Origin of the sequence: Paenibacillus sp. KS-LC4 (assembly GCF_036894955.1) — a bacterium.
Classification (GTDB): domain Bacteria; phylum Bacillota; class Bacilli; order Paenibacillales; family Paenibacillaceae; genus Pristimantibacillus.
The window spans coordinates 1127020-1152213 of the sequence record NZ_CP145905.1; the positions used below are offsets into that span (position 1 = coordinate 1127020).

The window sequence follows — 25194 nt, forward strand, 5'->3', positions numbered from 1 at the left end:
CAGGGATGGTGTACAAATGAGGGGGAGACGATTCAGATTCGGTACAATCGTGAACGATATTCCTTTAAATTATAAGTTTCTTCTTATTTTTTTCGTGGGCATTCTTCTGCCGATTATCGTCATTAATCTGCTGTTTATGGATCGGATGGCTGACTTGATTAATTCGCGCGAGGAGCAAAATGTTGAAATATCGCTGGAGCGGGCGAGGAAGGATATTGATGATTATATAAACGGCGGGGTGGCGGTCAGCCATGCCTTGTACACCGATAAGACGTTGTATGAAATGCTGGACCGAACCTATGAAAATCAGGCCGATTTCTATGAAGCGTTCGATGAACAGCTTCGAAACCGGGTGAATAGCTATATACCGGTCAATAATCAAATTTCACGCATTAGTATTTTTACAGACAATCCATCGATTGTGCCGGGAGGCAACTACCACAAAATCAATGCTAGTGTGCTCAAAAGCGAATGGTACAAACAGTGGGAGAAGGCGACGAATCCGGTAATCGTTGCAGCCTATCGCGCAGCTGGAGTGAATGACATGGTTTCAAATGTCCCCTATTTCAGCATCATTGAGCGTATGAACTACTATGATTCCTACAATAAGTATGACAAGCTGCTTCGAATTGATATCGACCTTAGTAAAATTTACGATGTAATCATGCGGGAAGAGGATTATTTGAGTTTGTTCTTGGTCAATGATCAGAATCAAATTATTATGTCTGCCCATAGCGGCTATCAGAGAGGAAATATCGAGGATGCTTACCCTAGCTTTAAGCTGCCAGAGCCTGACAAGCAAGAAGATATCCATGAGCTGGCAATCGGTAAAGCCAAATATGTGAAGGGATGGCGCTTGATCGGACTTACGCAAGGAACTCAGGTTTCGAATGCCATGCTCGATATGCGGCTGTTTGTAACGATTTCGGCGGCAGTGGTCAGCTTAATCGCATCTATATTCATCTATATCATGCTCAGATCATACAATTACCGGGTGAAGCGGCTGTCCAGACATATGCAGAAGGTGACGAACGAGAAGTTTGAACTGATTCATATGGATGAGGGTCACGATGAAATTGGCGGCTTGATTCAAAATTTCAACCTGATGACAGCTAGAATCAACTCGCTGATCAACAATGTGTATAAGCTGGAGATTCAGAAAAAAAGTCTGGAGATGGAGCGGGTACAGGCCGAGTTGAATTTTTTGCAAAGTCAGATGAATCCTCATTTTCTATTTAATACGTTGAACGCCATTCTTGTTGCTTGCACAAAGCACAACTATGCAGATGTGACGGATATTATTAAAAGCTTGTCCAAGCTGCTCCGACGATTATTGAGCTGGAAGGAGGACATCGTCTCGCTTCAGGAGGAAATGATGTTCATTGAAATGTACCTCAAAATCGAAAAATTTCGTTTTAGAGATAAATTTGAATTCAAATTCGATATTGATGAGGAAGCACTGCGCTATAAAATACCAAAGATGAGCATACAGCCACTAGTTGAAAATGCTTGCAAGCATGGCTTACAAGCCTTATACGGGGTAGGAACAGTTAAAATTAGCGCTTCAGTTAATCACCAGCGTCTCCGGGTCGTAGTCACTGATAATGGAATAGGTATTGAGCCTGACAAGCTGAAGGAAATCATGATAGCTATTCGTAATGAAGACTCGCCCGATATGAGTATCGGCATTCGAAATGTGTATCGCAGACTGGAGCTTTATTATAACGAACAGGTGCTTTTCAATATTGTGAGCCACCCGAATGAGGAGACGAGAGTGTCCTTTGAAATTCCAATAAAGCTGCTCCAGCAGCAAGACAACTTTGAAGGAGGAAAGGGTATAGCACATGACCTATAAAGTACTGTTAATTGATGATGAGCCGGCCGCTCTGGAAGGTATGCAGCTCTGGATTGATTGGAATAAGCTAGGCTTTGAAATTTGTGGAACGTGCAGCAACGGGCTAGAGGGCTTACAGCAAATTAAGGAGCAGCTGCCGGATTTGGTCGTGACGGATGTCCATATGCCGATAATGGATGGGCTTGATATGATCGCCGCTTGGCGGCAGCAGCATCTGAAAAAAGTTAGCTTTGTGATCGTGAGCGGGTACAGCGATTTTAAATATGCACAGCGGGCGATGCGGTATGGAATCAATCATTATTTGCTGAAGCCAATTATTTCGGAAGAGGCTGAACTGGAAATAGAAGGTATTCACCGAGAGCTGGTACAGGAGGCCGAGAAGCAAAGCTTTGATCAGCTTGCTACATACGAAGAAACGGTTGCTTTAATCAAAAAATGGTTGACGGAGCAGTCGGTGTCGAACGATTCCGTTCAGGCTGCGCCGCTCATAAGCTTATCTGGCGCAAGGGAAAAATGGAATTTCTATCTCGTTCAAGCTGATGCTTTCATGTTCGCTGAATTGAGAGAGACGGTCTTATCGCTGCTGGCCCTAGAGCCGTTTATGTTTGTGATTGATTTGGAGGAAAACAGCTTTGGCATCGTTTATGGCTATACGCTCGAAGCGGTTGATGAGGACAGAGCCTGCCTGGTCATCAACGAGCTGATGCGGCGGTATGCGGGGCGGCGTTTGTTTGTGGCAGCCGGTATGGAAGAGTCATCCTTACTCGATATAGGCAAATGCTTGCGAACAGCGAAGCAAGCGATTGCCTATCTCTTTTACAAAACGGACTATAATGAAGTTGTTTATTATAGCGATATCCGGGATAAGCCCTTTCATTGTCACTATGATATTCATCTCATGGACGGTATGCTGGGGGCAATTGAGATGCTTCACAAATCAAGCTTTCGGGAGGCTGTACATTCAGCTGCAAGCAGCTTCCGAGAGAAGCTTATTGCCCCAGATATCGTGAAAAAAATCGTCATTCATCTGTTATATAGAATCATTGAATATGTACGGGAGACTGTTGATACGCCAGCCGAAGCTCTGCTCGAAAAATACAGTATTTCGGAAATATCGAGCTCTGTGCTCCATATCAATGATCTTTTGAATCGGCTCTTAGTATGCGGCGAAGAGAGCATAGAGCTCCTATTACAGGAGCAGACGCAAAAGTCACAGGGCATCGTACAGAAAATCAACGATTATATACAAGAGCATTTTCGTGAAAATCTTACGATTAAGCAGCTAGGAGAGGTATTTTATTTAAATCCAGTTTATTTGGGTCAACTGCTGATGAAGAAGAATGGACTTGGCTTTAATGAATCGCTCCATGACCTTCGGATCGCTGAGGCAGTAAGCCTGCTTGAGCAGAATAAGCTGAAAAATTGCGATATCGCGGAGCGTGTCGGCTACAGCAATTACAGTCATTTTCTAAAGGAGTTTGAAAAAAGATGGGGAACGTCTCCGAGCAAGTATAAAAACAATAAGTTATAAAGTTTTTAGGGTTAAAACTATAATTAAGCAATAGTCGAGAAATGAAAGCGCTTTTATAATGTAGAGAGGTTACATGCAAGGGATGATTCTTCGTGTAGCTAAAATAAGATGGAGGTGCTTTACATGGGGGGCAAGTCCAAATCGCTGTTTCGGCTCAGCATGATTATGCTGTTGTCGCTAAGCGTGGTTCTGTCGGGATGCAGCGGAAATAATAGTGGAGCAAACACCGGCAAAGGCAACAACTCTGGAGCAGCGGCAGCAGGCGGAGATGGAACGGCAAAAGTGGAGCCGTTTGAAATTAGCTTCTATATCGGGGAAGCCGGCCAGCAGCCGACACCTGATAATAAGGTGTATAAGAAGATCAAAGATGAATTGGGAGCAACTCTTAATTTTGAATTTCTCGCTGGTGACAGTGAGCAAAAACTCGGCGTAATGATCGCAGGTTCAGATTTTCCAGATGTTATGACCTCCAATACGAAGCTGGTCACTGCAGGAGCCCTTATTCCGCTTGAGGATCTCATCGAAGAGCATGCTCCTAATCTTAAGGCGCATTATGCAGACTTCTGGAACATGATGAAGGATCCTACCGACGGACATATTTATACTTTGCCTAACTATGGCGTATTTAACGGGAAAGTAAACAGCACCTGGTATTCAGGGCCTGCATTCTGGATACAGAAGGAAGTATTGAAGGAATTCAATTATCCGAAAGTCAAAACGCTTGACGAGTATTTTGATCTGATTGCCAAATACAAAGAAAAATACCCGACGATTGACGGCAGTCCGACCATCGGATTCGAGATTTTGAACAGCGATTGGAGAAACTGGGGCTTGTTCAACGCTCCGCAGCATTTAATCGGGCATCCGAACGATGGCGGAGTTGTTGTAAAGGATGGAGTAGCGGAAATATTCTCGAATAAAGATTATGCCAAAAGGTATTACCAGAAGCTTAATGAAATCAATAGCCTTGGACTTCTTGATAAAGAGACTTTCACGCAGAACTATGACCAATACATGGCTAAATTGTCAAGCGGTACGGTTCTGGGGATGTTCGATCAGCACTGGAATTTCCAAGCGGCAGAGGACTCCTTGACTACCCAAAAGAAAGAAAATAGAACCTATGTAGGCTTGCCTTTGGTTTACGATACGAGCATTAAGGATTATTATCGCGACCTTGGTGCGCTTAATTTAAACAATGGCTTCGGTATTACTGTTAATGCGAAGGACCCGGTAAAAATTATTAAATTCATGGATGCTCTTATGACGGAGGAATGGCAAAAAACGTTCTCATGGGGCTTTGTAAACGAAGACTACATCGTCAATGAGAATGGCCGATTCATGAAGACGCAAGAGCAGCGTGATAATTTCTCAGATGCAACTTGGAAATTAGCAAACAAAGCGGATACCTTATTTAAGTTTTTGCCTAAGACTGAAGGCAGCTTCAGCGACGGCAACTCTACGGATGGGGCAGCTCAGCCTGAGGAATATCAAGCAGGTCTGAAGGACTTCGACAAAGAGGTATTAGCAGCTTACGGCTTTAACAGCTATGTGGACTTCTTCAGCGAGCCGCCAGCAAACCCGATTTATTATCCGGCTTGGAGCATTGATTTAGTAGATGGCTCAGATGCGAAAATCGCAAATACGAAGCTGAATGAACTATCTTCTAAATTCCTTCCAAAAGCTATTTTGGCAAAACCGGCCGATTTTGAGCAGGTATGGAATGAGTATACCGCTGAGATTGGAAAAACCAATGTTAAGGCGTATGAAGATCGAATCAATACAATCATTCAGCAAAGAATTAAGGATTGGAGCAAATAAGACATTTGTTTGAGAATCAGCAAGAGGTAAGGCATGAATTATGCCTTCCTCTCTTTCTGAAATAAAGGCTTGTGGGGAGAGCGGGACTGAATGGATGAGACTTTATTGGAGAAGAAAGCCGTCCGGAATGCTAAAAAAGGAATAAAACAACGAATGAACTGGAGCGTCATTAAAGGTCAGAAGCAGCTCATTTTTATGTCTGTTCCACTTATGCTTTATATCATTTTGTTTTCTTATGTTCCCATATGGGGTTGGACGATGGCTTTTCAAGATTACAAGCCAGCGCGTGATTTTAGCCAGCAGAAGTGGGTTGGCTTTAAGCATTTCGAATTTTTATTTAACGATGATCGTTTTTGGCGCGTATTGCGCAATACGCTCGGTATGAGTCTGATTAACCTGGTACTCGGCTTTGCCACTGCGATTATATTGGCATTGCTATTAAACGAAATAAAAAAAGTATTGTGGAAAAGAATGGTTCAGACGATTTCTTATTTGCCTCACTTTTTGTCCTGGGTTATTGTGACCGGGATTGTGGCTACTTCGCTGGCATCCGACGGAATCATTAATGATGTGCTGATGAGGCTGCATTTGATTAATGAGCCGATCCTATGGCTTAGCAAGGGAGAGTATTTCTGGGGAGTCGTTGGTGCATCACATATATGGAAAGAGGTCGGCTGGAGCACGATTATTTATTTGGCCGCGCTGGCTTCAATTGATCCCGCGTTGTATGAAGCAGCTGAAATTGATGGCGCAAACCGCTATAGAAAGATGCTCAATGTGACCTTGCCGGGTATGAAATCGACCATTGTCATTTTGTTGATTATGTCGATCGGACATATTATGGACGCTGGATTTGAAGTGCAGTATTTGCTTGGAAACGGCCTAGTTGTCGACTGGTCAGAAACGATAGATATTTTTGTCTTAAAATACGGGATCGCTCAGGGCAATTACTCGCTCGCTACCGCTGGCGGCATTTTCAAAACAGTTGTTAGCATAACGATGCTGCTGCTCGCGAACTGGACAGCTAAACGACTCGGGGAAGAGAGGCTGTTATAGACATGGAAAATCAACCAATCAGTCCAAAAAAAGCTTCAGGCCGATCACTGAGCAGAGGCGTGGGCACTTCCGGAATAGAACCGATTCTTTTTAACACATTTAACACCATTTTCATGCTGTTTCTGGTAGTCGTTACGTTATATCCTTTTCTGAATACGATTGCCGTTTCCTTAAATGTAGGGAATGATACGATTCGCGGCGGCATCTATATGTGGCCGAGGGAATGGACTTTGCAAAACTACAAGGCGGTTTTTGTTTCGGGGACGATATACAACGCCTTTTGGGTTTCGGTGGCAAGAACGGTACTTTCAACCGTGCTGAACATTTTTCTAACGACGATGCTCGCTTATACGTTAAGTCGGCGGGAATTTGTTTTCCGCAAACCGATTACCCTTGTCTTTATTTTGACCATGTATTTCAGCGCTGGCTTGATCCCAGGCTATTTTCTAATCAAGGACTTGAATTTGCTGAATAGCTTCTGGGTTTACATTATTCCTTCGATGCTTAGCGCGTTCAACATGATTGTAATAAGAACTTACATTGGAACGCTTCCTGAAAGTCTCGTAGAATCCGCACGAATTGACGGGGCGGGAGATTTCAAAATTTTCATGCAAATTATTTTCCCGCTGTGTAAGCCAGTGTTGGCTACCATAGCACTGTTTGTAGCTGTAGGGTCATGGAATGCCTGGTTCGATGCATTTCTATACACGTCTTCAAGACAAGAGCTAAGCACCTTGCAATACGAGCTGATGAAGCTTTTATCCTCGACGATGAATTCCAATAGCAACCCCTCCGTGGCGAATGGAGCCGGGGCGACGAAGGATTCGATCTCAATGGTAACGCCAATATCAATTCGTGCTGCGGTTACTGTAGTTGCAGCGGTGCCGATTCTCCTTGTATATCCGTTTCTCCAGAAGTACTTTGTGGTGGGATTGAACGTAGGCAGTGTAAAAGAATAGGTGCCACTCATAACGAAGACGTTTTCTTTATTCATTAATGGCGCTGGCTCGACCTGGATCATTTTCTGATGCAGCTCGAGCCGGCGCCATTAACTTTTACTTCACACGCTCTAGTTTTTCTTTAACTCGATCTGAAAGGCATCCCCGGCTTGGCCGCCGAAAACGATCAGTCCGTCTGCTGGCAGCGTCACTGATTTTTCAAGGCTGGCAATGGAGAAGTTGACGATCATGCCCGCTGAATCATATACTGCAAAGCCGCCGCCTGCCGGCACATCAACGGTCATTCGTTTATTTGCCGATTTCTTATCTATTTTATACCATACGGCATGGCCGCTCGGCGGTATCGTGCTAACCGAAGATTTGCCGCTGAATAGAGGCTCGATTGCATCTTCACGGATAAAGGAGGAGCCGGCGATTTCCAAATACTCTTTCTTTTGCAACGTATAGAAATGGAGGTCAAAGGCATCTCTTCCGTTCATCACCGGAATTTCAGCAACGTTGACTGCTGTATTTTCATCCACAATTTTTGTGCCTGATGCGTAGCCATTTTCGGTATTCGCGACTAGCTTCTTCACGAAATACGGCTGCGATAAATAAAATATAGAAGTGATTTTTTCATTCAAAGGATAGTAGCTTTTGCCGTTTCTAGTTTCCCAAGCCTGTTTCGTTGCCTGTGTTAGAGGATTAGCGTCCAGCTTCTGATAGCTATAGCCAACCATGAGCGTTTGACCGATACCTGGGAATTCCAAATAGAAGCTAAGCTTCAAATACGTATGGCCATTGCTTTGCTCATCAAAGCTAACCGTTATTTTGCCTTCCTTGCTTTTAAATTGTCGATTGCCTGTATATACGTAATTTTGTGCAGGTATTAATCCGCCCATTAAAGCGGGTAAAGCAAGCTCCCCGTCCTTAATCTCAATATCTATCGTTGCTCCTACTGTGCCGTAAAAACCTGAATAAGCAAGCAGCTCTGCCGGCATATCGGCTTTCACGGAAGGCTCAAAGGTTTTAGGTGGCAGGATGCCCTGAATGATGTTCTCTGCTTTTAAATATTCTAACAACACATTGGTTGCAAAAATGCTATTGTAAATGGAGCGTCCTCCCGATGAAAGCACGGCGATAGAAATATGGTGCTCAGGCAGTGCAATCAGAGAGGCGTGATACATCATCGTATCACCGCCTTTAGAAAGAGCTGTTATGCCATATTCATCAAAAGGGGCCAAGCTAACAGCATCCCAGCCTAGTCCATAATTAATGGTATTGGACTCTTCTGGTACCCAAACGCCTTGTCTATACTCATGGCTTTGCATGGCTTTGGCCGACTGTACGGATAAAATATCGGGATGATCGCCGATTAATACTTCAGCAAACTTACTTAACTCTTCCGCCGTTGAGTAAATGCCGCCTGTCCCAATAACATTGGCGTTTTCGGCGGGCATAGCATGCTCCATCGTAGGGAAATAGGTTTTTGCCAGCCGTGTGCGATCGAAGGAATCAAGCGGCGTTTTCGTAGCGCTTAAATTCAAAGGCTTGGCTATGCGCTGCTCGATGAATGTGGTATAGCTTAAGCCACTTACTCGTTCAACCAACAGCTCAAGCAGTTGAAAGCTGTCGTTGCTGTATACCGAAAATTCGCCGGGAGCTGATTTTAATCGCTCGGTTTGCAACCTGAGCAATAATTTATCATGACTGCTTGTATCATTGTCGTCAAACAGCATGCTGCCTTCATAGTGGGAGCCATATAGGCCTGCTGAATGATTCATGAGCATGCGAGGCGTTATTTGCTTATAGCGCTCATCGGCCATTTTAAAATCCTTGATATATGTCGTTAGCGGCTTGTCGATATCAATTTGCTTAGCATCAGCGAGCATCATCGCTGCCGCCGTGACGTACATTTTGCTTATCGAGCCTATTCCGAACATCGTGTCCTTCGTAATGGGCGCCTTGGTCGCTTTATCATATACCCCCGCGCCGCCCGACAGGGCAACGGCCCCCTCATCCACAATGGCATATTGCAGCCCGCTGACACCGTAATTGGATACGAGACTCGAAGCGAGCTGTTGCGCCGTTTCCTTAACCGTGTCTGGAGCCGCAACCTTATTGGCCTGAGCAAAGCTCTGAGCTACGGGAATAATGAACAGCGCAGCAGCCATTAATCCAGCAATCATTTTTTTCATTTAGAACATCCTCCTCTTAAGTGCCTTGCCAAATTTTTCTTCCTGTTTGTATGTTACAAGGAGGGAGGAGCTTATGGAGCGAATGACCCTGAAACGAAAAAAACAATCCCTCAACAACAAAATTGTTTAAGGACTGTTTTTAACAATTGTTCATTCAAAAAGGCAGCATGACCATATTATGAAATTGTTTCGGCTTCGTTTCTATCGTCATATGACCGCCATATTTGTCGCATATTCTAGCGATGTTCGTTAAGCCAATGCCATGGTATTCCGGGTTCGGCTTCTGGCTGCGCAGGGAGGCGGCCTCTGTTTCCATACGATTCACAATGCGGATGAACAGCGCAGAATCATTGGCGTGGATGTGAATGAGTATGGAGCGATCCTCGGCCATTCGGACCCGTTTAGAAGCTTCGATTGCATTATCCAGCATATTACCAAGGACGACGCAGAGGTCGTATCGGTCAATCGTTATTTCCTGACCATTCAGATTAAGCTTCGTATCGATTCGGATGCCATTCGCTTGGCCTATCGTCAATGTATTCGTAACAAGCGCATCAATGACGAGGTTCCCGGTATTTATCCGCTGATAGGCGCCTTCGACTTTGTTTAACGTTGTTTTAATATGCTCCATCGCTGCTGCCAGCTCATTTCGTTTGATACATTCCTCGATGTACAAAAACTGCTGGTTCGTATCATGAATGATTCTTTTAATCGATTTGAAGCTATGCACGGTTTTCTCGTAATTGGCATCCTGATAGACCATCTGCTGCTGCAATTGAGCATTCTCATGCATAAATTGAAATTTTTCAATGATGGTATCAAATACGTAAATAATCATCACGTTGATGAAAAGAAATCCGATGACCGATATGAAATAGTGAATATTCATCTCGCTATAGACCGTCAGCACATGAAGCTGGTAGAGGCTGATGACAGGGACGCTCATAATGAGTAAATAGTAGCGATAATGCAAGGAGAAGCTTCTTCGCTTGGCGAATAGTCGGATCATTTGAATGACAGCAAACATGATGATGCAGGTGAGTAGAGTAGCTTTTGTGTAAGCAAGCTGATCCTGATCATTGCTGCTATTAAAGCTGCCAAATTCGAAGGAACCCAGCGTATAAAAAATGTAAAGCGAGATGGGATTGACGATGGTCATTAACACGCCATAAAGGATTGTAAAAATGATTTTGGCTTTTAACTCGACTTTGTAAGCTTGGGCCAAGCTAAAGATGACAAGCAGCGCAAAAGCCGAGGATACAACAGGCGAGATATAAAAAAATAAATACAGAGAATCCAGCACGATAAACACAATGAAATAAAGGAGGCGATGAGGCTTCCTGGTAGACTTGCCAAAAACCGAGTCGAAGAAAAAAGAGACTTGGACGCACATCACAAAAGCAATAATGAATACGTACAACAGATTGCCCTCAATCATATTCATTGACCCTCAGAATCATAAATTTTGTATAAAAATCCTTCACTTCCTTGATTTTCGAACGGCCGATCGGCAGCTCTATGCCACTCGACATAAGAACGACTCCACTTGCAAACTTCTTCACATGGAGCAGATTAATAATAATGGAACGATGGATTTGCAGGAAGTTGCTGTCCTTCAAGGCTGTAGCATAATCGGCTAGGATGCCTTTGCTTTCATAGATGCCATGTGAGGTCATAAAATTAAGCTTGCTCTTGATGGTTAAGCTTTTGGCCGCCTCGATGCCAATGATGTCATCATATTTTAAAACGACCTCATCATAGGCTGACTTGATGACCAGAAATTTTTTGTTAAGCGCTTGAAAGTATTGGCATAGCTTTATTATTTTTTCCTCCAGCATCGCAGGGGCTACCGGCTTTAATAAATATTGAAAGGTCATGACATCGAAGCTTTCGACCATATATTCCGGGTAGCTTGTCAGAAAGACAATTTGCTCATCAAGGCGATGGAGGCCTCTTATTTTTCGCGCGGTTTGAATGCCGTTCAGTCCATTCATTTCGACATCCAATATTAGAATATGGAAGGGCGTTTCCTCTCGCTCATAATGAGCTAGAAGCTGTTCCCCCGAGCTGAATAATTCAATTTCAAAATCAATATTGGACTTGATCGACAAAGCAATCAGCATGCTTCTAACGAGCTCTCTTTGCTGCTCCTCGTCCTCACAAATCGCTACTCTATACATATAGGATACCTCCCTAAGCTTCATTTGCGTCATTGTACAACGATATCTAAATATCATACTATCATACAATTTTTTGGCCTTGGATAAACAAACTATTGGATGAAAGGCATATTTGAATCCTTCAAATGGCATAGTGGTACATATAAACGGTGACCTGATTGAAGAAGATATCATTAAGTAGTCCCCGCAGCCATGAAGAGCGATCATTTCTAGTGGCTAGCTCTGGCAAATCATGCGTTTCATTGTTATACTGAGTCTGCATCTGTCTATTCCGTTGGCTGCACAGCAGGTCTGTCAGCTAATACAGGCGTAGGAGATGCTTTTTCATTTTTAAAATATAGGAAAGCATATGCTTTCGCCATTCTTTCTCTATATTTCTCAAAATGAAACGCGCCGCGGCGCCAGAGGACGGCGAGAGTCGTTTCACCTTGGCTGGTTTTAGGCGGCAAGCAATGGTCTCGATTTTGAGCCAACGATAAAGGAGTGATTTTTTTGAGCAAGGCGAAGGGCAAGGGTGGAACAGGCAGGGGAACGGACAAGAAGGGCTGGAATCGGTGGCAGGCTAGTGCCAATAAAGCCAAAAACGCGCCTAAGCCTTATAAAAGCAAAGGGACTAAAAATCAAGCTGGAGCAGCAGCTTCAGGTACTCAAAAAGGCGAGAAGCCTAGCGTTTAGTCCAAAAGTAAAAAACTTAAACGTTCCATATATTAACGCATAGCATGAATAATGATATTATAGAAATAACTGAAATCTTGGGCAGCATGAAGCAGTGCTTTCCAGAAGGTTTTTTTTGAAAATTCTCGGACTGAAACGCGCAGAGCTGCCTAAAGGACGGCGACAGCCGTTTTATCTTGAGTGTTTACTTGAGTGTTTAAAAGGTTTTTAAAAAGATCAGACTTCATGTATAAGAAATTTGCATGGGCTTACAGTCGATCGCACAAATTAAAGGAGTGGTAATCTGAGAAAGCAAAAACCAATGTCATTTGACGACCTGTTGAAGGAATTGCAGGGACAGAAAACAAACCAGGAAGATCCGAATGTGGTTTCCTTACAGGAGCTGTTTAATGATGCATTTATGAGCAAGCATTCCGGCAGCAGCAGCTTTGCGCAGTTTTTGGAGAAAGGCAATTTTCAAGCAGAGACGCATGAGGAGATCGACAACATTCCTGACGAGCTTTTTGATCGCCATGTTGCACGCGAGACCGAGTTTGCGGATTGGAAATCCATGCTCGAAGCAGCTACGAAAACCTACAAAGGCAAGGCATAAGCATCAACATATAATAGGCTGCTAACGGATAGATGAGATGAACCCCCACGCCATGCTTGGTGAGTTCGTCTCATTAATTATAAATCCCTGCACCATCCCCACGTATGGTTAAGCATTTCGTAAAGTCCCCACGTGTTAGCTTTCTTTCAGTTTTATTTTCATGTCTCAAGAAAGGGCACCCCTTCTATAGGCACGAGGCGTACAGCCAATTTCCCGTTTAAACATGCTGCAAAATTGCGCATCATTGGCAAAGCCGGCATCGGCTGCAATTTCAGAAATGTGCATTTGCGTGTTTTTGAGCAGCGTTTTTGCATATTCCAGACGTTTTAGCAAAATATATTGAAGAGGCGCGATGTTGTAGCGCTCCTTGAAAAGATGGCGGAAACGGTCATAGCTATAACCAGACATGTCAGCCAGCAGTTCAACGGTGAGCTTCTGTTTATAATGATCATCCATATATTGCAGAACATATTTGACGCGATCCTCTGACGGATGGGGTGTTTTTCGGCTTCCCAAAATGTGCTGAAGCGGCGGAAGCAGCTCATTGAGAAGCACATTCAGCGGCTCGCTGTCGGTTCTCGGGCGAATAAAAAACACCTCTTTCATACGCCATAAAAGCTTTAAAATGGTGTGGTTCGCATCGTCATCATATATGCCGCTTAATCCTTTCAGCTCCGCTTCTGGTGCATGAAAACCAATAAACAGCACCTCCCCCTCCAGCTCATGAATTTCGCTATGTATATGCCGAGGAGCGATGAGGGCAATCGTATGGTCTTTAAAGCGATATTTCCGTCCGGCAATTACGGCGGGGCCTGTACCGCGAATATAATATACAAGCTCATAGCATTCATGCTGATGAGGAGGGATGTTAGTATTTCTCTCATGTATGTCAGTTGCTAAATACAATAATTGATTCATAACAGCCCTCCTTCGCGTATTTGTAGCCGAATCGTATAAAAAGTTGACCGAATCGAGATAATTATTTGATATCGAATTTGTTATGATCGTATCATCCCGAACAAGCTATTTAGAAAGTGTACCTTTATTATAACCTATTTATTTTCTACATTACACTTGGGGTAAGCATTCTTTTCAGGAAAGCAAGTGCGGTGGCTGGTTTCAAAGTGAACACATCTTTTAATCGACAGAGAGTGGGGTACAGAAAATGAAAAAAAATGTGATGGCATTGCTCATGATTTCGGTTCTATTGGTGCTGGCAGCTTGTGGTGGAGGAAATACGGGGTCGAGCAGCGGCAATTCATCAGGCTCAGGCAATACAGGAGGGGACAAGAAGCTGAAGGTTGTTTTGCTCATACCGGGCACACTCGGCGACAAATCCTTCTTTGATGCAGCGAACAGGGGATTGACGCTCGTTAAATCCGAGCTTGGCGCCGAAACGAAGGTCATTGAAATGGGAACAGACAAAACAAAGTGGGAACCTACTTATCAAGATATAGCAGCGCAGGACTGGGATATCGTTATCTCCGGCGGCTCGGAAATTACCGAAATGTTTAATGCAACAGCAGAGATGTATCCGGACAAAAAATTCATCAACTACGACACGGATATTGAAGAAACACCAGCTAACGTATATGCGATGTCCTACGCAACGAACGAGGTTTCCTTCCTTGCTGGAGCCGTAGCCGCAATTGCAACGAAAGCCGATATTCCAAATGCGAATAAGGATAATGTGATTGGCTTTGTTGGCGGCATGGACATTCCCGGCATTAATGCATTTCTGGTTGGTTATATTCAAGGCGCGCAATACGTTGATCCAGCCATTAAAGTAGCCGTTTCCTATGCGGGAGATTTCGTTAACCCGGCGAAAGGCAAGGAGCTGTCGCTGATCCAGTACAATTCTGGTGTTGACGTTATTTTCAACGTGGCTGGCGCTACGGGCCTAGGTATATTCGATGCAGCCAAGGACAAGAAGCGTTACGCGATTGGGGTTGACTCCGACCAAGGCACCCTGCTTCAGGAAACGGATAAAGAAAAAGCGGATCTCATTGTAACGTCTGCTATCAAAAAAATCGACTCCGCGATTGTTGGTGCAGTGAAGAAAACGCAAGAGGGTACGCTTGAATATGGACAACGCCAAGTGCTCAGCTTTGATCAGGATGGCGTAGGCATTGCTGAAAATGATATTTACAAATCCATCTTCACAGCGGATATGCAGAAGCAAGTTGAAGACATCAAGCAAAAGCTCGCTAAACAAGAAATTAAAGTAGACAATGCGATGGGCATGGAAACTTCGCAAATCGAAGCGATCCGCAACGCTGTTAAACCATAATAACGATTTGAAAAATTCAGTGCAGTTGGTCATTATTCTATTCCTATCGGGAAGAAGGCCAGCTGCCTCTTTATAATGACCTCCGAAAGGTAAAGGGGTTTTACGATGATGCCGAGTCAGCTGCTCGAAATGAAAAAGATTACGAAGGTGTATCCGAATGGGGTTGTCGCCAACCAAAACGTCCAGTTTTCACTGGCCGAGGGCGAAATTCATGCGATTGTCGGTGAAAATGGTGCTGGAAAATCCACGCTGATGAAGATGATGTTCGGCATGGAAGAGCCAAGCGAGGGCGAGATTATTCTTCGGGGCAAGCCCGTAAAGCTGGCTTCGCCGCAGGATGCGATCGACCATGGCATCGGCATGGTGCATCAGCATTTTATGCTGGTGCCGTCGTTCACCGTCGCGGAAAATATGGTGCTGGGCATGGAGCCGAAGAAAGGCATCAGCATTAATTACAATGAAGCGGTGCGAATGACGGAGGAGATGAGCAAGAAGTACAATCTGCTCGTTAATCCGAAGGCGAAGGTCGAGGATCTCAGCGTCGGCATGAAGCAGAAGGTCGAAATATTGAAGGCTCTGCTGCGTGGCGCCGAAATTCTCATTCTCGATGAGCCGACAGCCGTATTGACGCCGCAGGAAACCGAAGAGCTGTTCCGTGAGCTGACGCAGCTTAAGCAGCAGGGGCATACGATTGTGTTTATTTCCCATAAACTCAAGGAAGTTAAAGCGATTTGCGACCGTATTACGATTATGCGAGCGGGCAAAAGCGAGGGTGTTTTTTGGACGAAGGACGTTACCGAGCAGGAAATTTCCAAGCTGATGGTCGGCCGTGACGTCGTGCTGAAGTATGACAAGGAGAAGAAGCCTTATGGGGCGCCGATTTTGTCAGTTACTGATTTTTCGCTAAGTGATGAGTCGGGCAAGGCGCTGCTCAACAAGGTAGCCTTCAAGGTGCGCAGCGGTGAAATCGTAGGCATCGCTGGCGTTGAGGGCAATGGGCAAACTCAGCTCGTTGAGGCGTTAACGGGCAGTCTAGCTGTGCGCGGCGGAAATGTGGCTGTTAAAGGCACGGATATTCAAGGCTATGATATTCGCCAAATTCGCTCGCTTGGCGTTTCGTATATTCCAGAGGATCGCATGCGCCAGGGAGCAGCGAAGGATGCGAGCATTTCCGATAATTTGATTTCTACGCAATACAATACGAAAGCGATGAACAATGGCCTCTTTTTGAAAAGTAAAAAAATAGCGCAGCTTGCGACCACTCTTATAGAGGAGTTCCGCGTGCGCTGCTCAGGCCCGAATCAGCCGATAGGCATGCTTTCAGGCGGCAACATGCAGAAGGTCGTCGTCGCTCGCGAATGCTCGACAGCGCCGGATTTGCTCATTGCCGAGCAGCCGACACGCGGCGTCGACATCGGGGCCGCTCAATTTATTCATCAGAAGCTGATTGAGCTTCGGGATGGCGGCAGCGGCGTGCTGCTTATTTCCGCAGATTTAAATGAAATATTGGAGCTGAGCGACAGCCTGCTCGTCATGTATGAAGGACAGATTGTCGCTTATTTGGAGGAGCCGTCAGCGGTAAGCGAGGAAGAGCTCGGACTGTACATGCTGGGCCTTGAGCGCCAGGACGAGCAGCAAATCAGGAGGGCCGTGGAAGCATGAAGGTAAAATATTTTGAAGTCATTCGGACAACAGCGGTCATTCTAATTGCGCTTGTTCTCGCTTTTATTATTATTTCGATTGTCAGCGAGCAGCCGCTGGAGAGCATTCGCATCTTCCTATGGGAGCCGCTGAATACGAAGGGGCATATCGGCAACGTCATTGAAATGGCGATTCCGCTCATGTTCACAGGACTTGCGGTATCGCTGCTGTTTAAGGCGAATTTATTCAATCTTGGAGCGGAAGGGCTGTTTTATTTTTCCGGGGTCGTTGCAGCAACGCTTGCGATACATCTGAGCCTGAACAGCTTCGTTCATCCGATTGTGGCCATACTGGCAGGGTCGCTAGTCGGCGCACTGTTATCTGCCATACCGGGCATACTCAAGGCGAAATGGAATGTAAATGAGCTTGTCAGCTCGCTCATGTTCAACAATATTTTGTTTGGAATCGGGCTTTATATTTTGAACTACAAGCTGCGCGATGCCCAGGCCTTCGCAGCTGTATCCTTCAAGTTTGAGAAGACAGCGATGCTCAGCAAGCTGATACCAGGAACCCGTATTCATACGGGACTGATTATCGTGCTCCTGCTGATTGTGGCGGCGCATTATTTTTTGTACAAAACCAAATGGGGCTATGAGCTGAGAATGACGGGCGCCAATCGCGAATTTGCGGGCTACTCCGGCATGAAGACAGCTAAGGTCATCGTTATCGTGCATTTAATTGCCGGATTTATTGCGGGCATGGGCGGCTCGGTCGAGGTGCTGGGCATGTACAGTCGCTTTCAGTGGTCGTCGCTGCCGGGCTATGGTCTTGATGGTGCTCTTGTGGCGATGCTGGCGAAAAACAATCCGCTATCGGTCATCGGCGCAGCGCTTTTCCTCGCATATATTCGTATTGGGGCTGACCAGATGGCGCGTTTCTCCGATGTGCCTGCGGAAATGATTTCGATTGTGCAGGCCATAATCATTTTGCTGATTTCGGCAGAGCAGTTTTTGAAATTCTGGAAAAATCGGATGCTGCTCAAGGAGGCACAGCGTAATGTCTAGTTTGTTTAATGTCATTTTTACAACTGAATTTGCGTTTTCTGTCCTCCGGGTAACGACTCCGATTTTGTTCGCCGCCTTAGGAGCCCTTATTTCCAACCGTGCGGGTATTATCAATATCGGACTTGAGGGCATTATGCTTGTGGCGGCGCTTTCTGGCGTCGTGGTCAGCGCTTATACAGGTAGCTCATGGGTTGGGTTGATGGGGGCTGTAATGGCGGGTACGCTGATTTCCGGCATATTGGCTTTTTTCACCCTGCATTTCAAGACGCATATTATTCTCGGCGGGGTAGCGATCAATATGTTCGCCTCCGGGGGAACCGTATTTATTTTGTATTTGCTAAGCGGTGATAAAGGCTCCTCGACCTCGCTTCCGAGCAAGGTGCTGCCTAGTGTGGACATTCCGCTGCTTAAGGATATTCCAGTGCTGGGACCGATTTTCTCGGGTCACAATGTATTGACTTATATGTCGATACTGGCGGTTTTTGTTGTCTATTACATGCTGAAAAGAACACCGCTTGGCCTGCGCATTCGCTCAGTAGGCGAAAATCCGCAGGCTGCTCAGTCCGTTGGGGTCAGCGTAGTGAAGGTGCAGTATACGGCGCTGCTGCTGAGCGGCTTTTTCGCAGGACTTGGCGGCGCTTATATGTCGATGGGCTACCTCTCGCTGTTCACGCGGGATATGACCGCAGGCCGGGGCTGGATCGCGATTGCCGCGGAGTCGATGGGGCGGAGCACGACAGTCGGCACGACGCTGACATCCCTGTTATTCGGCGCGGCGGATGCGCTGGCTAATGCGCTTCAGGTGCTTAAAATTCCGGCGGAGCTGATCGGCACACTCCCTTACGTCACGACCGTCATCGGACTCGTCGTCTACGCGGTCAGCGAATCCCGTAAAAGAAATAGGAAGCTTAAAACGAAAGTGAAAGGATGATGATTACGATGGCTAGACCAATTATTATCGACTGTGACCCAGGGCATGATGATGCGATTGCGATATTGCTCGCGCTTGCGAATCCACAGCTGCTGGAGGTAAAAGCAATTACGACGGTTGGCGGCAATCAGGTGCTGGAGAAAATTACGAACAATGCGCTTAAGCTGCTCAGCTTTATAGATAAAGATATTCCGGTGGCGAAGGGTGCGCCAGGGCCACTGCTAGGCAAGCTCGTAACGGGAGAAGAGGCACATGGCGATTCCGGCATGGACGGCCCAGAGTTGCCGCCCTCCCGTTTCAAGCCGGTGAATAAACATGCGATTGAGCTGATGGTTGAGGTGATCCGTTCCTCGGAGCAGAAGGTCACGCTCGTGCCAATCGGCCCGCTGACCAATATTGCGCTGCTGCTTAAAGGCTTCCCCGATGTAAAGGAGAAAATCGAGCAGATCTCCCTTATGGGCGGAGGCATCAGCTACGGCAATGTAACGTCAACGGCTGAGTTCAACATATATGTTGACCCTGAGGCTGCAAGAATCGTGTTCGAATCGGGCGTCCCGATTACGATGAGCGGACTGGATGTGACTGATAAGGCAGCTATTTATCAGGAGGATATTGAAGCGCTGAAGCAGCGCGGCGAGGTATCCTACATGGTGGGCGAGCTGCTCGACTTCTATTCCATCTACAGCCGCAAGCTGGGCTTTGAAGGCAGCTCGCTGCATGATCCTTGCGCGATTGCTTGGCTGCTTCGCCCTGAGCTGTTCCAAAGTGAAAGCTATCACGTTTCGATAGAGACGGACGGCAGGGTGACGAGAGGCATGACAGTGGCAGACCGCCGCAAAAAAACGGATGAAACGGCAAATGTGCAGGTGCTGATGGATGTGGATCGCGAAGCTTTTATTAAGCTCATTTTTGACGCTCTTGCGGTGCATGATGAGAATGCCAAGGCTCGACAAGGGCAGGCTTAATTATGGCAGGCTGGGATAAGCTGCGGGAAATTGTCCGCTTTGAGATGATTCAGCGCGGGGAAGAAGGCTGCGACGTAAACGGCTTCGCGGAAAAGCTGGCCGCAGCGGGTGAAAATCCCGCTGCGCTTATGGAGATTTATAACGAGCTGTCGGCTCTGGAAGTGAGTGCAGATTTCCCTTATGAGGAGCCATCTGATTTGGAAGCTATCCGCAGGCTGCGCCCGGAGGGCCCAAGAACGCTGGCAGCGGATTTGACCAATGAGCAGTGGCAGGACAAGTTTTATGGGGCTTGGCTAGGACGTTGTGTAGGCTGTGCGCTTGGCAAGCCGGTGGAGTATTGGGATTATTTATATGGCAAAGACGGGCGTCCGGGCTGGGAAAATATTGAGCTGTGGTTCCGCGGCGCTGACGCTTGGCCGATTAAAGGCTATACGCCGGGCGAATCGACAGCAAGCGAGCAGTACGGGCTGGGGCTGAATGATTGGTCGCCGATGAGCACAAGCGAGACGATTCAGTATATGGAAAGCGATGATGATATCCGCTACACGGTACTAGGACTTTTGCTGCTGGAGCAAAAAGGGCTCGCTTTCGATTCCTGGGACATCGGCAAGCTTTGGCACAAAAACCTGACCTACAGTCAGGTTTGCACAGCGGAGACGCAGTCTTATTTGAACTTTGCCCATGAGACCTCCCATCTGAATGGAGACAAGCCCGGCGATTGGTCTGAGCGCCTAGAGCGGGTACGGATGTATATGAACCCTTACAGAGAATGGATTGGCGCGCAAATCCGTGCGGATGGGCTCGCTTACGGCGTAGCCGGAAGGCCGGAGCTTGCAGCCGAGCTGGGCTGGCGCGATGCCTCCTTCTCGCATGTGAAGAACGGCATCTATGGCGAGATGTTCGTCGCGGCGATGATTGCCGCTGCCTTCGTTGAGAAGGACAACAAGCGCATTGTCGAGATTGGCCTCAGTGAAATTCCGGCAACGAGCAGACTTGCTTATGATGTGCGCAAAGCGGTTGCCATTGCGGAGACGGCAAGCAGCGACCGCGAGCTGGTGAGCCGTATTTGGGAAGCGTTCAGCCATTATGATGCTGTGCATACGAACAATAATGCAGCGCTGGTAGCTGCGGTGCTTGTGTATGCAGGCGATGATTTCGAGAAGGCTGTAACGACGGCCGTTTATGGCGGCATGGACACGGATTGCAACGGTGCGACGGTCGGCTCGATTATGGGCGCAAAGCATGGCGCAGCGGCGCTGCCGAAGTCATGGGTCGAGCCGCTGAATGATACGCTGTATGCGGAGCTGAGCGGCTTTCATCCGATTGCGATCTCCGAGGTTGCGCGGCGGAGCTATGAGGTTTTTCGGAAAATTGAGGCGGAATTGAATCATTCATAATAGGGTGGAGAAGGCATTGGTGGGTATCGTCCTACCGATGCCTTTTTTTATGGAAAGGGGTGCATATTAAAAAGCATATCGACAGTGAACTCTTGGGAGTTATAGTATGCTTGTTAATCCTATTAGATAAGTTTGTTTTTAGGCTGGAAACACTAAGGCTTCATTAATCTTGCCAATTGACAGCGTAAAATAGGAGTGGGATAATAGCTTCGAATCTACCAATATTGGGTGTTTTATACAATGTGAACAAGGGAGATATGTTTCAATGAAAATTCATCTGCCGCTAGCTGATTCACCTATTTATGGCTATTTGCACCATGCTTATTTATTCGGTATTATTGGACACTCCGAGAGCGCGGGGCCGTGGATGCACAGCTATTACACCCAATTATTTTGCGCAAAGGATTTCGTAGAGCTAGCTTGCCCAGTGAATTTTTACCAATTGGATAATTGCCCGCTGCGAGATACCCAGGCGATATCCCGTTCACTCGTCGTCCTCCTAACCGACATCCACCGCTTTATTCAAACTAGCCTTGAACAAGGCTATCATGTTCTCTCTTTCGTCAACGAGTTTTATATGCCCTACAGTGATTTTTTTGGCGTGAGGGATTTTACGCATGATCTATTGATCAGCGGGTACGATAGCGAGCAGCAGAGCTATCTGGTGACCAATTTTGTGGACGGCAAATATCAGACCTTCTCTGTTGCCTTTGATGATTATGAAACCGCCTTCAACAAGGCGACCTTTTATGACGAATACGGCAATTACGAGGAATATAAGACACGGATTTGCCTATATCGGGCTAGCGCCCACAAATATGTGTTTACGGCGGATTCCGTTCTTTATTTTCTCGAGGATTACTTAAGCGCCACGAATCGTCTGAAAACCGTATTTGCCAATGAGAGCCATTTGGCCTTCGGCATGGATGTGTACCAGTACATAGCGGAGGAGATAGGCAAAGTAATTGACGGAACCCGAGCGCCCGACGGCCGGCCGCTGCACATTTTGTGGGAGCACAAGAAGTGCATGCGGGCGAAAATCGAATATATGCTGGCCCAAGGCTACATCAAGGATGAAACGCTGCTTTCTGGTTATGAGCCGATCGAGCGGGACGTCAATCTTGGGCGAGTGTCCCTCATGAAATATAGACAGACGAGCAACAATGATATTCTACATTCCATTAATTATAACCTGAACCGAATTAAAGAGCAGGAGCGAGACGTACTTAACCGCCTGCATAATGAAATGCTAGCCTGCAAGAGCTATTTTCCGACAACGGACTGGGTGCGAGTATAAAACAGATTTTAAACGGATTTGAAATGGAATAAAAATGGACTAAAAATAGTTTCAAAATAAGGAGGCTTAACGATGGCTAATGTTCAAACGTTTAAGGCAACGGCGCATTTACAGGATGGGGTTAAAGTCAAAGCGACAGCGAGACAGTTCGAATTGACGATAGATGAGCCGAAGAGTCTCGGTGGAACGGATACGGGGATGAATCCTGTGGAAGCGCTGCTTGCTTCGTTGGGTGCATGCCAGTCTATTGTTGCCCGAGTATATGCTCCGAAGTTTGATGTAAAGCTTGAAGATTTCCAAGTTGAGGTTGAGGGCGACCTTGATCTCGATGGTTTTTTCAATAAAAGCGAGGCTCGTCCAGGCTATTCCGATATCCGCTATACGTTCAAGATCAAAACAGATTCGCCTAAGGAGAAGGTAGAAGCCTTCGTTCGATTTTTGGAGAGCAAATGCCCAGTAGGGGATACGATTGCCAACCCGGTTCAGATGAAATTAGAGCGGATTATGATTGAAAATACAGGTTCGGCTGTGCTGTAAGCGGCTCGCGCTATTTTTGTGAAAAGCATAAGGCCCGTGGTCTCTTAGGAGATCGCGGGCTTCATTTTGCTGAGAGCATGAAGCACTGAAGTTCCCCTCTTATTTTTAGAGGACACAGATTCCGCTATTCTGAGCTTTTCCCGGATTTCAGGTCGCGCGCGGACAGGAGATTCGCTATTGTCCTCCCCACCCCGTCAAAATGGCTAACATCAGAGCATTAGCGTCTCCTGTGCTCTTCTGTCAATAGAGTGGACACGCTCATTATGCTATTTTTTCGTAATAAAGCTGTTCAAAACGCAAGGGCGACACATAGCCCAGCGTGCTGTTTGAGCGTTTTCGATTATAAAAGAACTCCAGATAGCGATACAACTGGTCGTAGGCTTCTTGCTTGGACTTAAATTTGGGATTACAGTAAATCAGTTCACGTTTTAAAATGCTATGAAAAGCCTCGATACAAGCGTTATCGTAGCAGTTCTCTCTCCGGCTCATACTGACCTTCATCTGGTAGGTGCTGAGCTGCTCACGGTAGGCTTTTGACGCATACTGTGAGCCCCGATCGGAGTGGTGGATCAGTCCTTCTTCTGGCTTTTTCGCTGCGTAAGCCTGCTTGAGGGCAGCGAGTACCAGATCGGTTGTCATATGATCACTTAATTGCCAGCCTACGATTTGCTTGGTGTATAAATCTAGAATGCTCGCCAAATAGAGCTTCCCTTGACGACAGGGAATGTACGTGATGTCCGCCACCCATTTTTCATTGGGCCGGGTCGCCGAAAAGTCTTGCTGTAGCTCGTTCGGTGCGATCGGCCACTCATGATTCGAATCGGTTGTGGTGACGCGAAACTTGCGTGACATACAAGAGCGCAGCCCCTTTTCACGCATAATGAAGCTGACCGTCCGCTCCGAAACGATCCACCCTTCTTTTAGAAGTTCATTGTAAATACGAGGGCTTCCGTAACGGAATAGCGAGTCCTGGTAGTGCCACACGATGCGCTGGGTAAGCCTTTCTTTCCGCTGTTGCCTTTCGGACGGCGCCGCGATGCGCCATTTGTAATAGCCGCTCCTAGATACGTGTAGCACCTGGCACATCTTCTCCACTCGAAATTCGGAGCGATGATCTTCGATGAATTGGAACCTTAGTTCTTTTCTTTGCTGAAGATGTGCAGCGCCTTTTTTAGAATCGCCATTTCTTCTTTCAAATCCGCCATTTCCCGCTCTTTACGGCGCGTTTCCGCTTCATTTTCTTTGAGGGTTTGTTCGAGCTTGCGAATTTTTTCCGGATAGTTGACCTCTTCCTGATTGAACTCCCGGAATTGCCCGATCCATTGATGCAAGGTGCTTTTCGGAATATTCAGCTCTTCGCAAATGTCCGATATGGTCTTGGTCTTCTCTTGCACATACTTTACCGTTTGTCTTTTGAATTCTTCATTGTATCGTTGCCGTTGTTCTCCCACTCGCGGACACCTCTTCTTTTTTGTTACACCTATTATTAGGCGTTCCTTAAAGCTGTGTCCACTTTTTATTCTAGTTACACTGTGTCCGATGCCTATGCCATAGCCCGTGATTCTGTCGAAATAACGACTGCTGTGTCCACCAAGTATATGTTTGCATAGGGAGTACGCTCCTGAAACGAAGAGCATGAATGAAGCACCATACATATGGATCTATGTCCTGTTTAAGGGGCTAATTGCTGATGAAAAAAATGACTTTTATATTATAATGGAAAGGAAGTGAGCTTAGCCGCTTTTTCGTTGTTTATTTTTCGTTGTCTAAATTACGCCTATAATAGGTATCGTTTTTTTGTGAACTAATTAGCGGAAAGGGGCTATTTATGGACAGCAACCAAATGACCTTCGAAACGATTGACGAATATATCGCGGGCTTTCCTCCAGAAATTCAAGAGCTGCTGCATGCGATGAGAAAGATCATCAAGGAGGCGGCGCCAGAAGCGACGGAGAAGATTAGCTACCAGATGCCGACGTTTGCGCTGCATGGCAATTTGGTGCATTTTGCGGCGTACAAAAACCATATCGGGTTTTATCCAGCGCCGAGCGGGATCGAGGCTTTCAAGGCGGAATTATGTGCGTATAAAGGCGCGAAGGGTTCGATTCAGCTTCCGTTAGACAAGCCGCTGCCTTATGCATTAATCAGCAAAATCGTTGCATTTAGAGTAGCTGAGAACATCAAAAAAGCACAAGAGAAGCGCAGCAAGAAAAAATAAAAGGCGAAGCG

General features: G+C 46.3%; 22 protein-coding genes. 16 read left to right on the plus strand and 6 right to left on the minus strand.

What is annotated here, in order from left to right:
* Positions 1–16 precede the first annotated feature (16 nt).
* From V5J77_RS04780 to V5J77_RS04800, 5 genes are all read left to right on the plus strand, one after another.
* A complete protein-coding gene (locus V5J77_RS04780) occupies positions 17–1855 on the plus strand; it encodes a sensor histidine kinase (RefSeq protein ID WP_338554651.1) in 1839 nt (612 codons plus the stop codon).
* Entirely contained in the window at positions 1845–3386 is a 1542-nt protein-coding gene (locus tag V5J77_RS04785; protein ID WP_338554652.1) for a response regulator, read from the plus strand. Before V5J77_RS04780 ends, V5J77_RS04785 begins: the two co-directional genes overlap by 11 nt.
* A gap of 123 nt (positions 3387–3509) precedes the next feature.
* Positions 3510–5204 carry an extracellular solute-binding protein gene (locus V5J77_RS04790; protein ID WP_338554653.1) on the plus strand — a complete coding sequence of 565 codons (1695 nt, stop codon included), beginning with the start codon at positions 3510–3512 and terminating at the stop codon, positions 5202–5204.
* A gap of 90 nt (positions 5205–5294) precedes the next feature.
* On the plus strand, positions 5295–6260 hold the full coding sequence (locus V5J77_RS04795; RefSeq protein ID WP_338554654.1) for an ABC transporter permease subunit: 966 nt from the start codon (positions 5295–5297) through the stop codon (positions 6258–6260).
* A 2-nt stretch (positions 6261–6262) separates the two neighbouring features.
* Positions 6263–7219, plus strand: coding sequence for a carbohydrate ABC transporter permease (locus V5J77_RS04800; RefSeq protein WP_338554655.1), 957 nt, complete (start codon positions 6263–6265; stop codon positions 7217–7219).
* A gap of 110 nt (positions 7220–7329) precedes the next feature.
* Here V5J77_RS04800 and V5J77_RS04805 read toward each other — a convergent pair whose 3' ends face one another.
* The 3 genes from V5J77_RS04805 to V5J77_RS04815 form a co-directional block, all read right to left on the minus strand.
* Positions 7330–9396 carry a serine hydrolase domain-containing protein gene (locus V5J77_RS04805; RefSeq protein WP_338554656.1) on the minus strand — a complete coding sequence of 689 codons (2067 nt, stop codon included), beginning with the start codon at positions 9394–9396 and terminating at the stop codon, positions 7330–7332.
* Positions 9397–9550: 154 nt separating this feature from the next.
* Complete coding sequence (locus tag V5J77_RS04810; protein WP_338556550.1) at positions 9551–10834, minus strand: GHKL domain-containing protein; 1284 nt, start codon at positions 10832–10834, stop codon at positions 9551–9553.
* Complete coding sequence (locus tag V5J77_RS04815; protein WP_338554657.1) at positions 10827–11576, minus strand: LytTR family DNA-binding domain-containing protein; 750 nt, start codon at positions 11574–11576, stop codon at positions 10827–10829. Before V5J77_RS04815 ends, V5J77_RS04810 begins: the two co-directional genes overlap by 8 nt.
* 492 nt (positions 11577–12068) lie before the next feature.
* On the opposite strand from V5J77_RS04815, the gene V5J77_RS04820 reads away from it, so the two are divergent.
* Both V5J77_RS04820 and V5J77_RS04825 read left to right on the plus strand, forming a co-directional pair.
* The gene (locus tag V5J77_RS04820; protein ID WP_338554658.1) at positions 12069–12251 is read left to right on the plus strand and encodes a DUF3934 family protein; all 183 of its coding nucleotides are present in this window, start codon (positions 12069–12071) and stop codon (positions 12249–12251) included.
* Between the two features lie 301 nt (positions 12252–12552).
* Positions 12553–12843 (plus strand): hypothetical protein, encoded by a 291-nt coding sequence (locus V5J77_RS04825; protein WP_338554659.1) that lies wholly within the window; start codon positions 12553–12555, stop codon positions 12841–12843.
* A gap of 165 nt (positions 12844–13008) precedes the next feature.
* Here the strand turns inward: V5J77_RS04825 and V5J77_RS04830 are convergent, their stop codons facing one another.
* Positions 13009–13761, minus strand: coding sequence for an AraC family transcriptional regulator (locus tag V5J77_RS04830; protein ID WP_338554660.1), 753 nt, complete (start codon positions 13759–13761; stop codon positions 13009–13011).
* 247 nt (positions 13762–14008) lie between these two features.
* Here V5J77_RS04830 and V5J77_RS04835 point away from each other — a divergent pair, with 247 nt between their 5' ends.
* The 8 genes from V5J77_RS04835 to V5J77_RS04870 all read left to right on the plus strand — a co-directional run bounded on the left by V5J77_RS04835 (position 14009) and on the right by V5J77_RS04870 (position 22965).
* Entirely contained in the window at positions 14009–15133 is a 1125-nt protein-coding gene (locus V5J77_RS04835; RefSeq protein WP_338554661.1) for a BMP family ABC transporter substrate-binding protein, read from the plus strand.
* Between the two features lie 105 nt (positions 15134–15238).
* Positions 15239–16795: an ABC transporter ATP-binding protein gene (locus tag V5J77_RS04840; RefSeq protein ID WP_338554662.1), complete on the plus strand. Its 1557-nt coding sequence runs from the start codon at positions 15239–15241 to the stop codon at positions 16793–16795.
* The gene (locus V5J77_RS04845) at positions 16792–17838 is read left to right on the plus strand and encodes an ABC transporter permease (protein ID WP_338554663.1); all 1047 of its coding nucleotides are present in this window, start codon (positions 16792–16794) and stop codon (positions 17836–17838) included. The genes V5J77_RS04840 and V5J77_RS04845 overlap by 4 nt, the downstream gene beginning before the upstream one ends.
* Positions 17831–18769 (plus strand): ABC transporter permease, encoded by a 939-nt coding sequence (locus V5J77_RS04850; protein ID WP_338554664.1) that lies wholly within the window; start codon positions 17831–17833, stop codon positions 18767–18769. Before V5J77_RS04845 ends, V5J77_RS04850 begins: the two co-directional genes overlap by 8 nt.
* 8 nt (positions 18770–18777) lie before the next feature.
* Positions 18778–19734 carry a nucleoside hydrolase gene (locus tag V5J77_RS04855; protein WP_338554665.1) on the plus strand — a complete coding sequence of 319 codons (957 nt, stop codon included), beginning with the start codon at positions 18778–18780 and terminating at the stop codon, positions 19732–19734.
* Between the two features lie 2 nt (positions 19735–19736).
* Entirely contained in the window at positions 19737–21131 is a 1395-nt protein-coding gene (locus V5J77_RS04860) for an ADP-ribosylglycohydrolase family protein (RefSeq protein ID WP_338554666.1), read from the plus strand.
* A gap of 265 nt (positions 21132–21396) precedes the next feature.
* A complete protein-coding gene (locus V5J77_RS04865; RefSeq protein ID WP_338554667.1) occupies positions 21397–22428 on the plus strand; it encodes a hypothetical protein in 1032 nt (343 codons plus the stop codon).
* Between the two features lie 72 nt (positions 22429–22500).
* Positions 22501–22965 (plus strand): OsmC family protein, encoded by a 465-nt coding sequence (locus V5J77_RS04870; RefSeq protein ID WP_338554668.1) that lies wholly within the window; start codon positions 22501–22503, stop codon positions 22963–22965.
* A gap of 261 nt (positions 22966–23226) precedes the next feature.
* On the opposite strand, the gene V5J77_RS04875 is transcribed toward V5J77_RS04870, so the two are convergent.
* Positions 23227–24087 (minus strand): IS3 family transposase, encoded by an 861-nt coding sequence (locus V5J77_RS04875; RefSeq protein WP_338556552.1) that lies wholly within the window; start codon positions 24085–24087, stop codon positions 23227–23229.
* Positions 24088–24098: 11 nt separating this feature from the next.
* Positions 24099–24416, minus strand: a complete 318-nt coding sequence (locus V5J77_RS04880) for a transposase (RefSeq protein ID WP_338554669.1) — start codon at positions 24414–24416, stop codon at positions 24099–24101.
* A gap of 377 nt (positions 24417–24793) precedes the next feature.
* On the opposite strand from V5J77_RS04880, the gene V5J77_RS04885 reads away from it, so the two are divergent.
* A complete protein-coding gene (locus tag V5J77_RS04885) occupies positions 24794–25183 on the plus strand; it encodes a DUF1801 domain-containing protein (protein ID WP_338554670.1) in 390 nt (129 codons plus the stop codon).
* Positions 25184–25194 lie beyond the last annotated feature (11 nt).

Bases quoted from the DNA above. Each gene is read 5' to 3' on its own strand.
- V5J77_RS04780 (WP_338554651.1), top strand. From the start codon at position 17: ATGAGGGGGAGACGATTCAGATTCGGTACAATCGTGAACGATATTCCT.
- V5J77_RS04785 (WP_338554652.1), top strand. From the start codon at position 1,845: ATGACCTATAAAGTACTGTTAATTGATGATGAGCCGGCCGCTCTGGAA.
- V5J77_RS04790 (WP_338554653.1), top strand. From the start codon at position 3,510: ATGGGGGGCAAGTCCAAATCGCTGTTTCGGCTCAGCATGATTATGCTG.
- V5J77_RS04795 (WP_338554654.1), top strand. From the start codon at position 5,295: ATGGATGAGACTTTATTGGAGAAGAAAGCCGTCCGGAATGCTAAAAAA.
- V5J77_RS04800 (WP_338554655.1), top strand. From the start codon at position 6,263: ATGGAAAATCAACCAATCAGTCCAAAAAAAGCTTCAGGCCGATCACTG.
- V5J77_RS04805 (WP_338554656.1), bottom strand. From the start codon at position 9,396: ATGAAAAAAATGATTGCTGGATTAATGGCTGCTGCGCTGTTCATTATT.
- V5J77_RS04810 (WP_338556550.1), bottom strand. From the start codon at position 10,834: ATGATTGAGGGCAATCTGTTGTACGTATTCATTATTGCTTTTGTGATG.
- V5J77_RS04815 (WP_338554657.1), bottom strand. From the start codon at position 11,576: ATGTATAGAGTAGCGATTTGTGAGGACGAGGAGCAGCAAAGAGAGCTC.
- V5J77_RS04825 (WP_338554659.1), top strand. From the start codon at position 12,553: ATGTCATTTGACGACCTGTTGAAGGAATTGCAGGGACAGAAAACAAAC.
- V5J77_RS04830 (WP_338554660.1), bottom strand. From the start codon at position 13,761: ATGAATCAATTATTGTATTTAGCAACTGACATACATGAGAGAAATACT.
- V5J77_RS04835 (WP_338554661.1), top strand. From the start codon at position 14,009: ATGAAAAAAAATGTGATGGCATTGCTCATGATTTCGGTTCTATTGGTG.
- V5J77_RS04840 (WP_338554662.1), top strand. From the start codon at position 15,239: ATGATGCCGAGTCAGCTGCTCGAAATGAAAAAGATTACGAAGGTGTAT.
- V5J77_RS04845 (WP_338554663.1), top strand. From the start codon at position 16,792: ATGAAGGTAAAATATTTTGAAGTCATTCGGACAACAGCGGTCATTCTA.
- V5J77_RS04850 (WP_338554664.1), top strand. From the start codon at position 17,831: ATGTCTAGTTTGTTTAATGTCATTTTTACAACTGAATTTGCGTTTTCT.
- V5J77_RS04855 (WP_338554665.1), top strand. From the start codon at position 18,778: ATGGCTAGACCAATTATTATCGACTGTGACCCAGGGCATGATGATGCG.
- V5J77_RS04860 (WP_338554666.1), top strand. From the start codon at position 19,737: ATGGCAGGCTGGGATAAGCTGCGGGAAATTGTCCGCTTTGAGATGATT.
- V5J77_RS04865 (WP_338554667.1), top strand. From the start codon at position 21,397: ATGAAAATTCATCTGCCGCTAGCTGATTCACCTATTTATGGCTATTTG.
- V5J77_RS04870 (WP_338554668.1), top strand. From the start codon at position 22,501: ATGGCTAATGTTCAAACGTTTAAGGCAACGGCGCATTTACAGGATGGG.
- V5J77_RS04885 (WP_338554670.1), top strand. From the start codon at position 24,794: ATGGACAGCAACCAAATGACCTTCGAAACGATTGACGAATATATCGCG.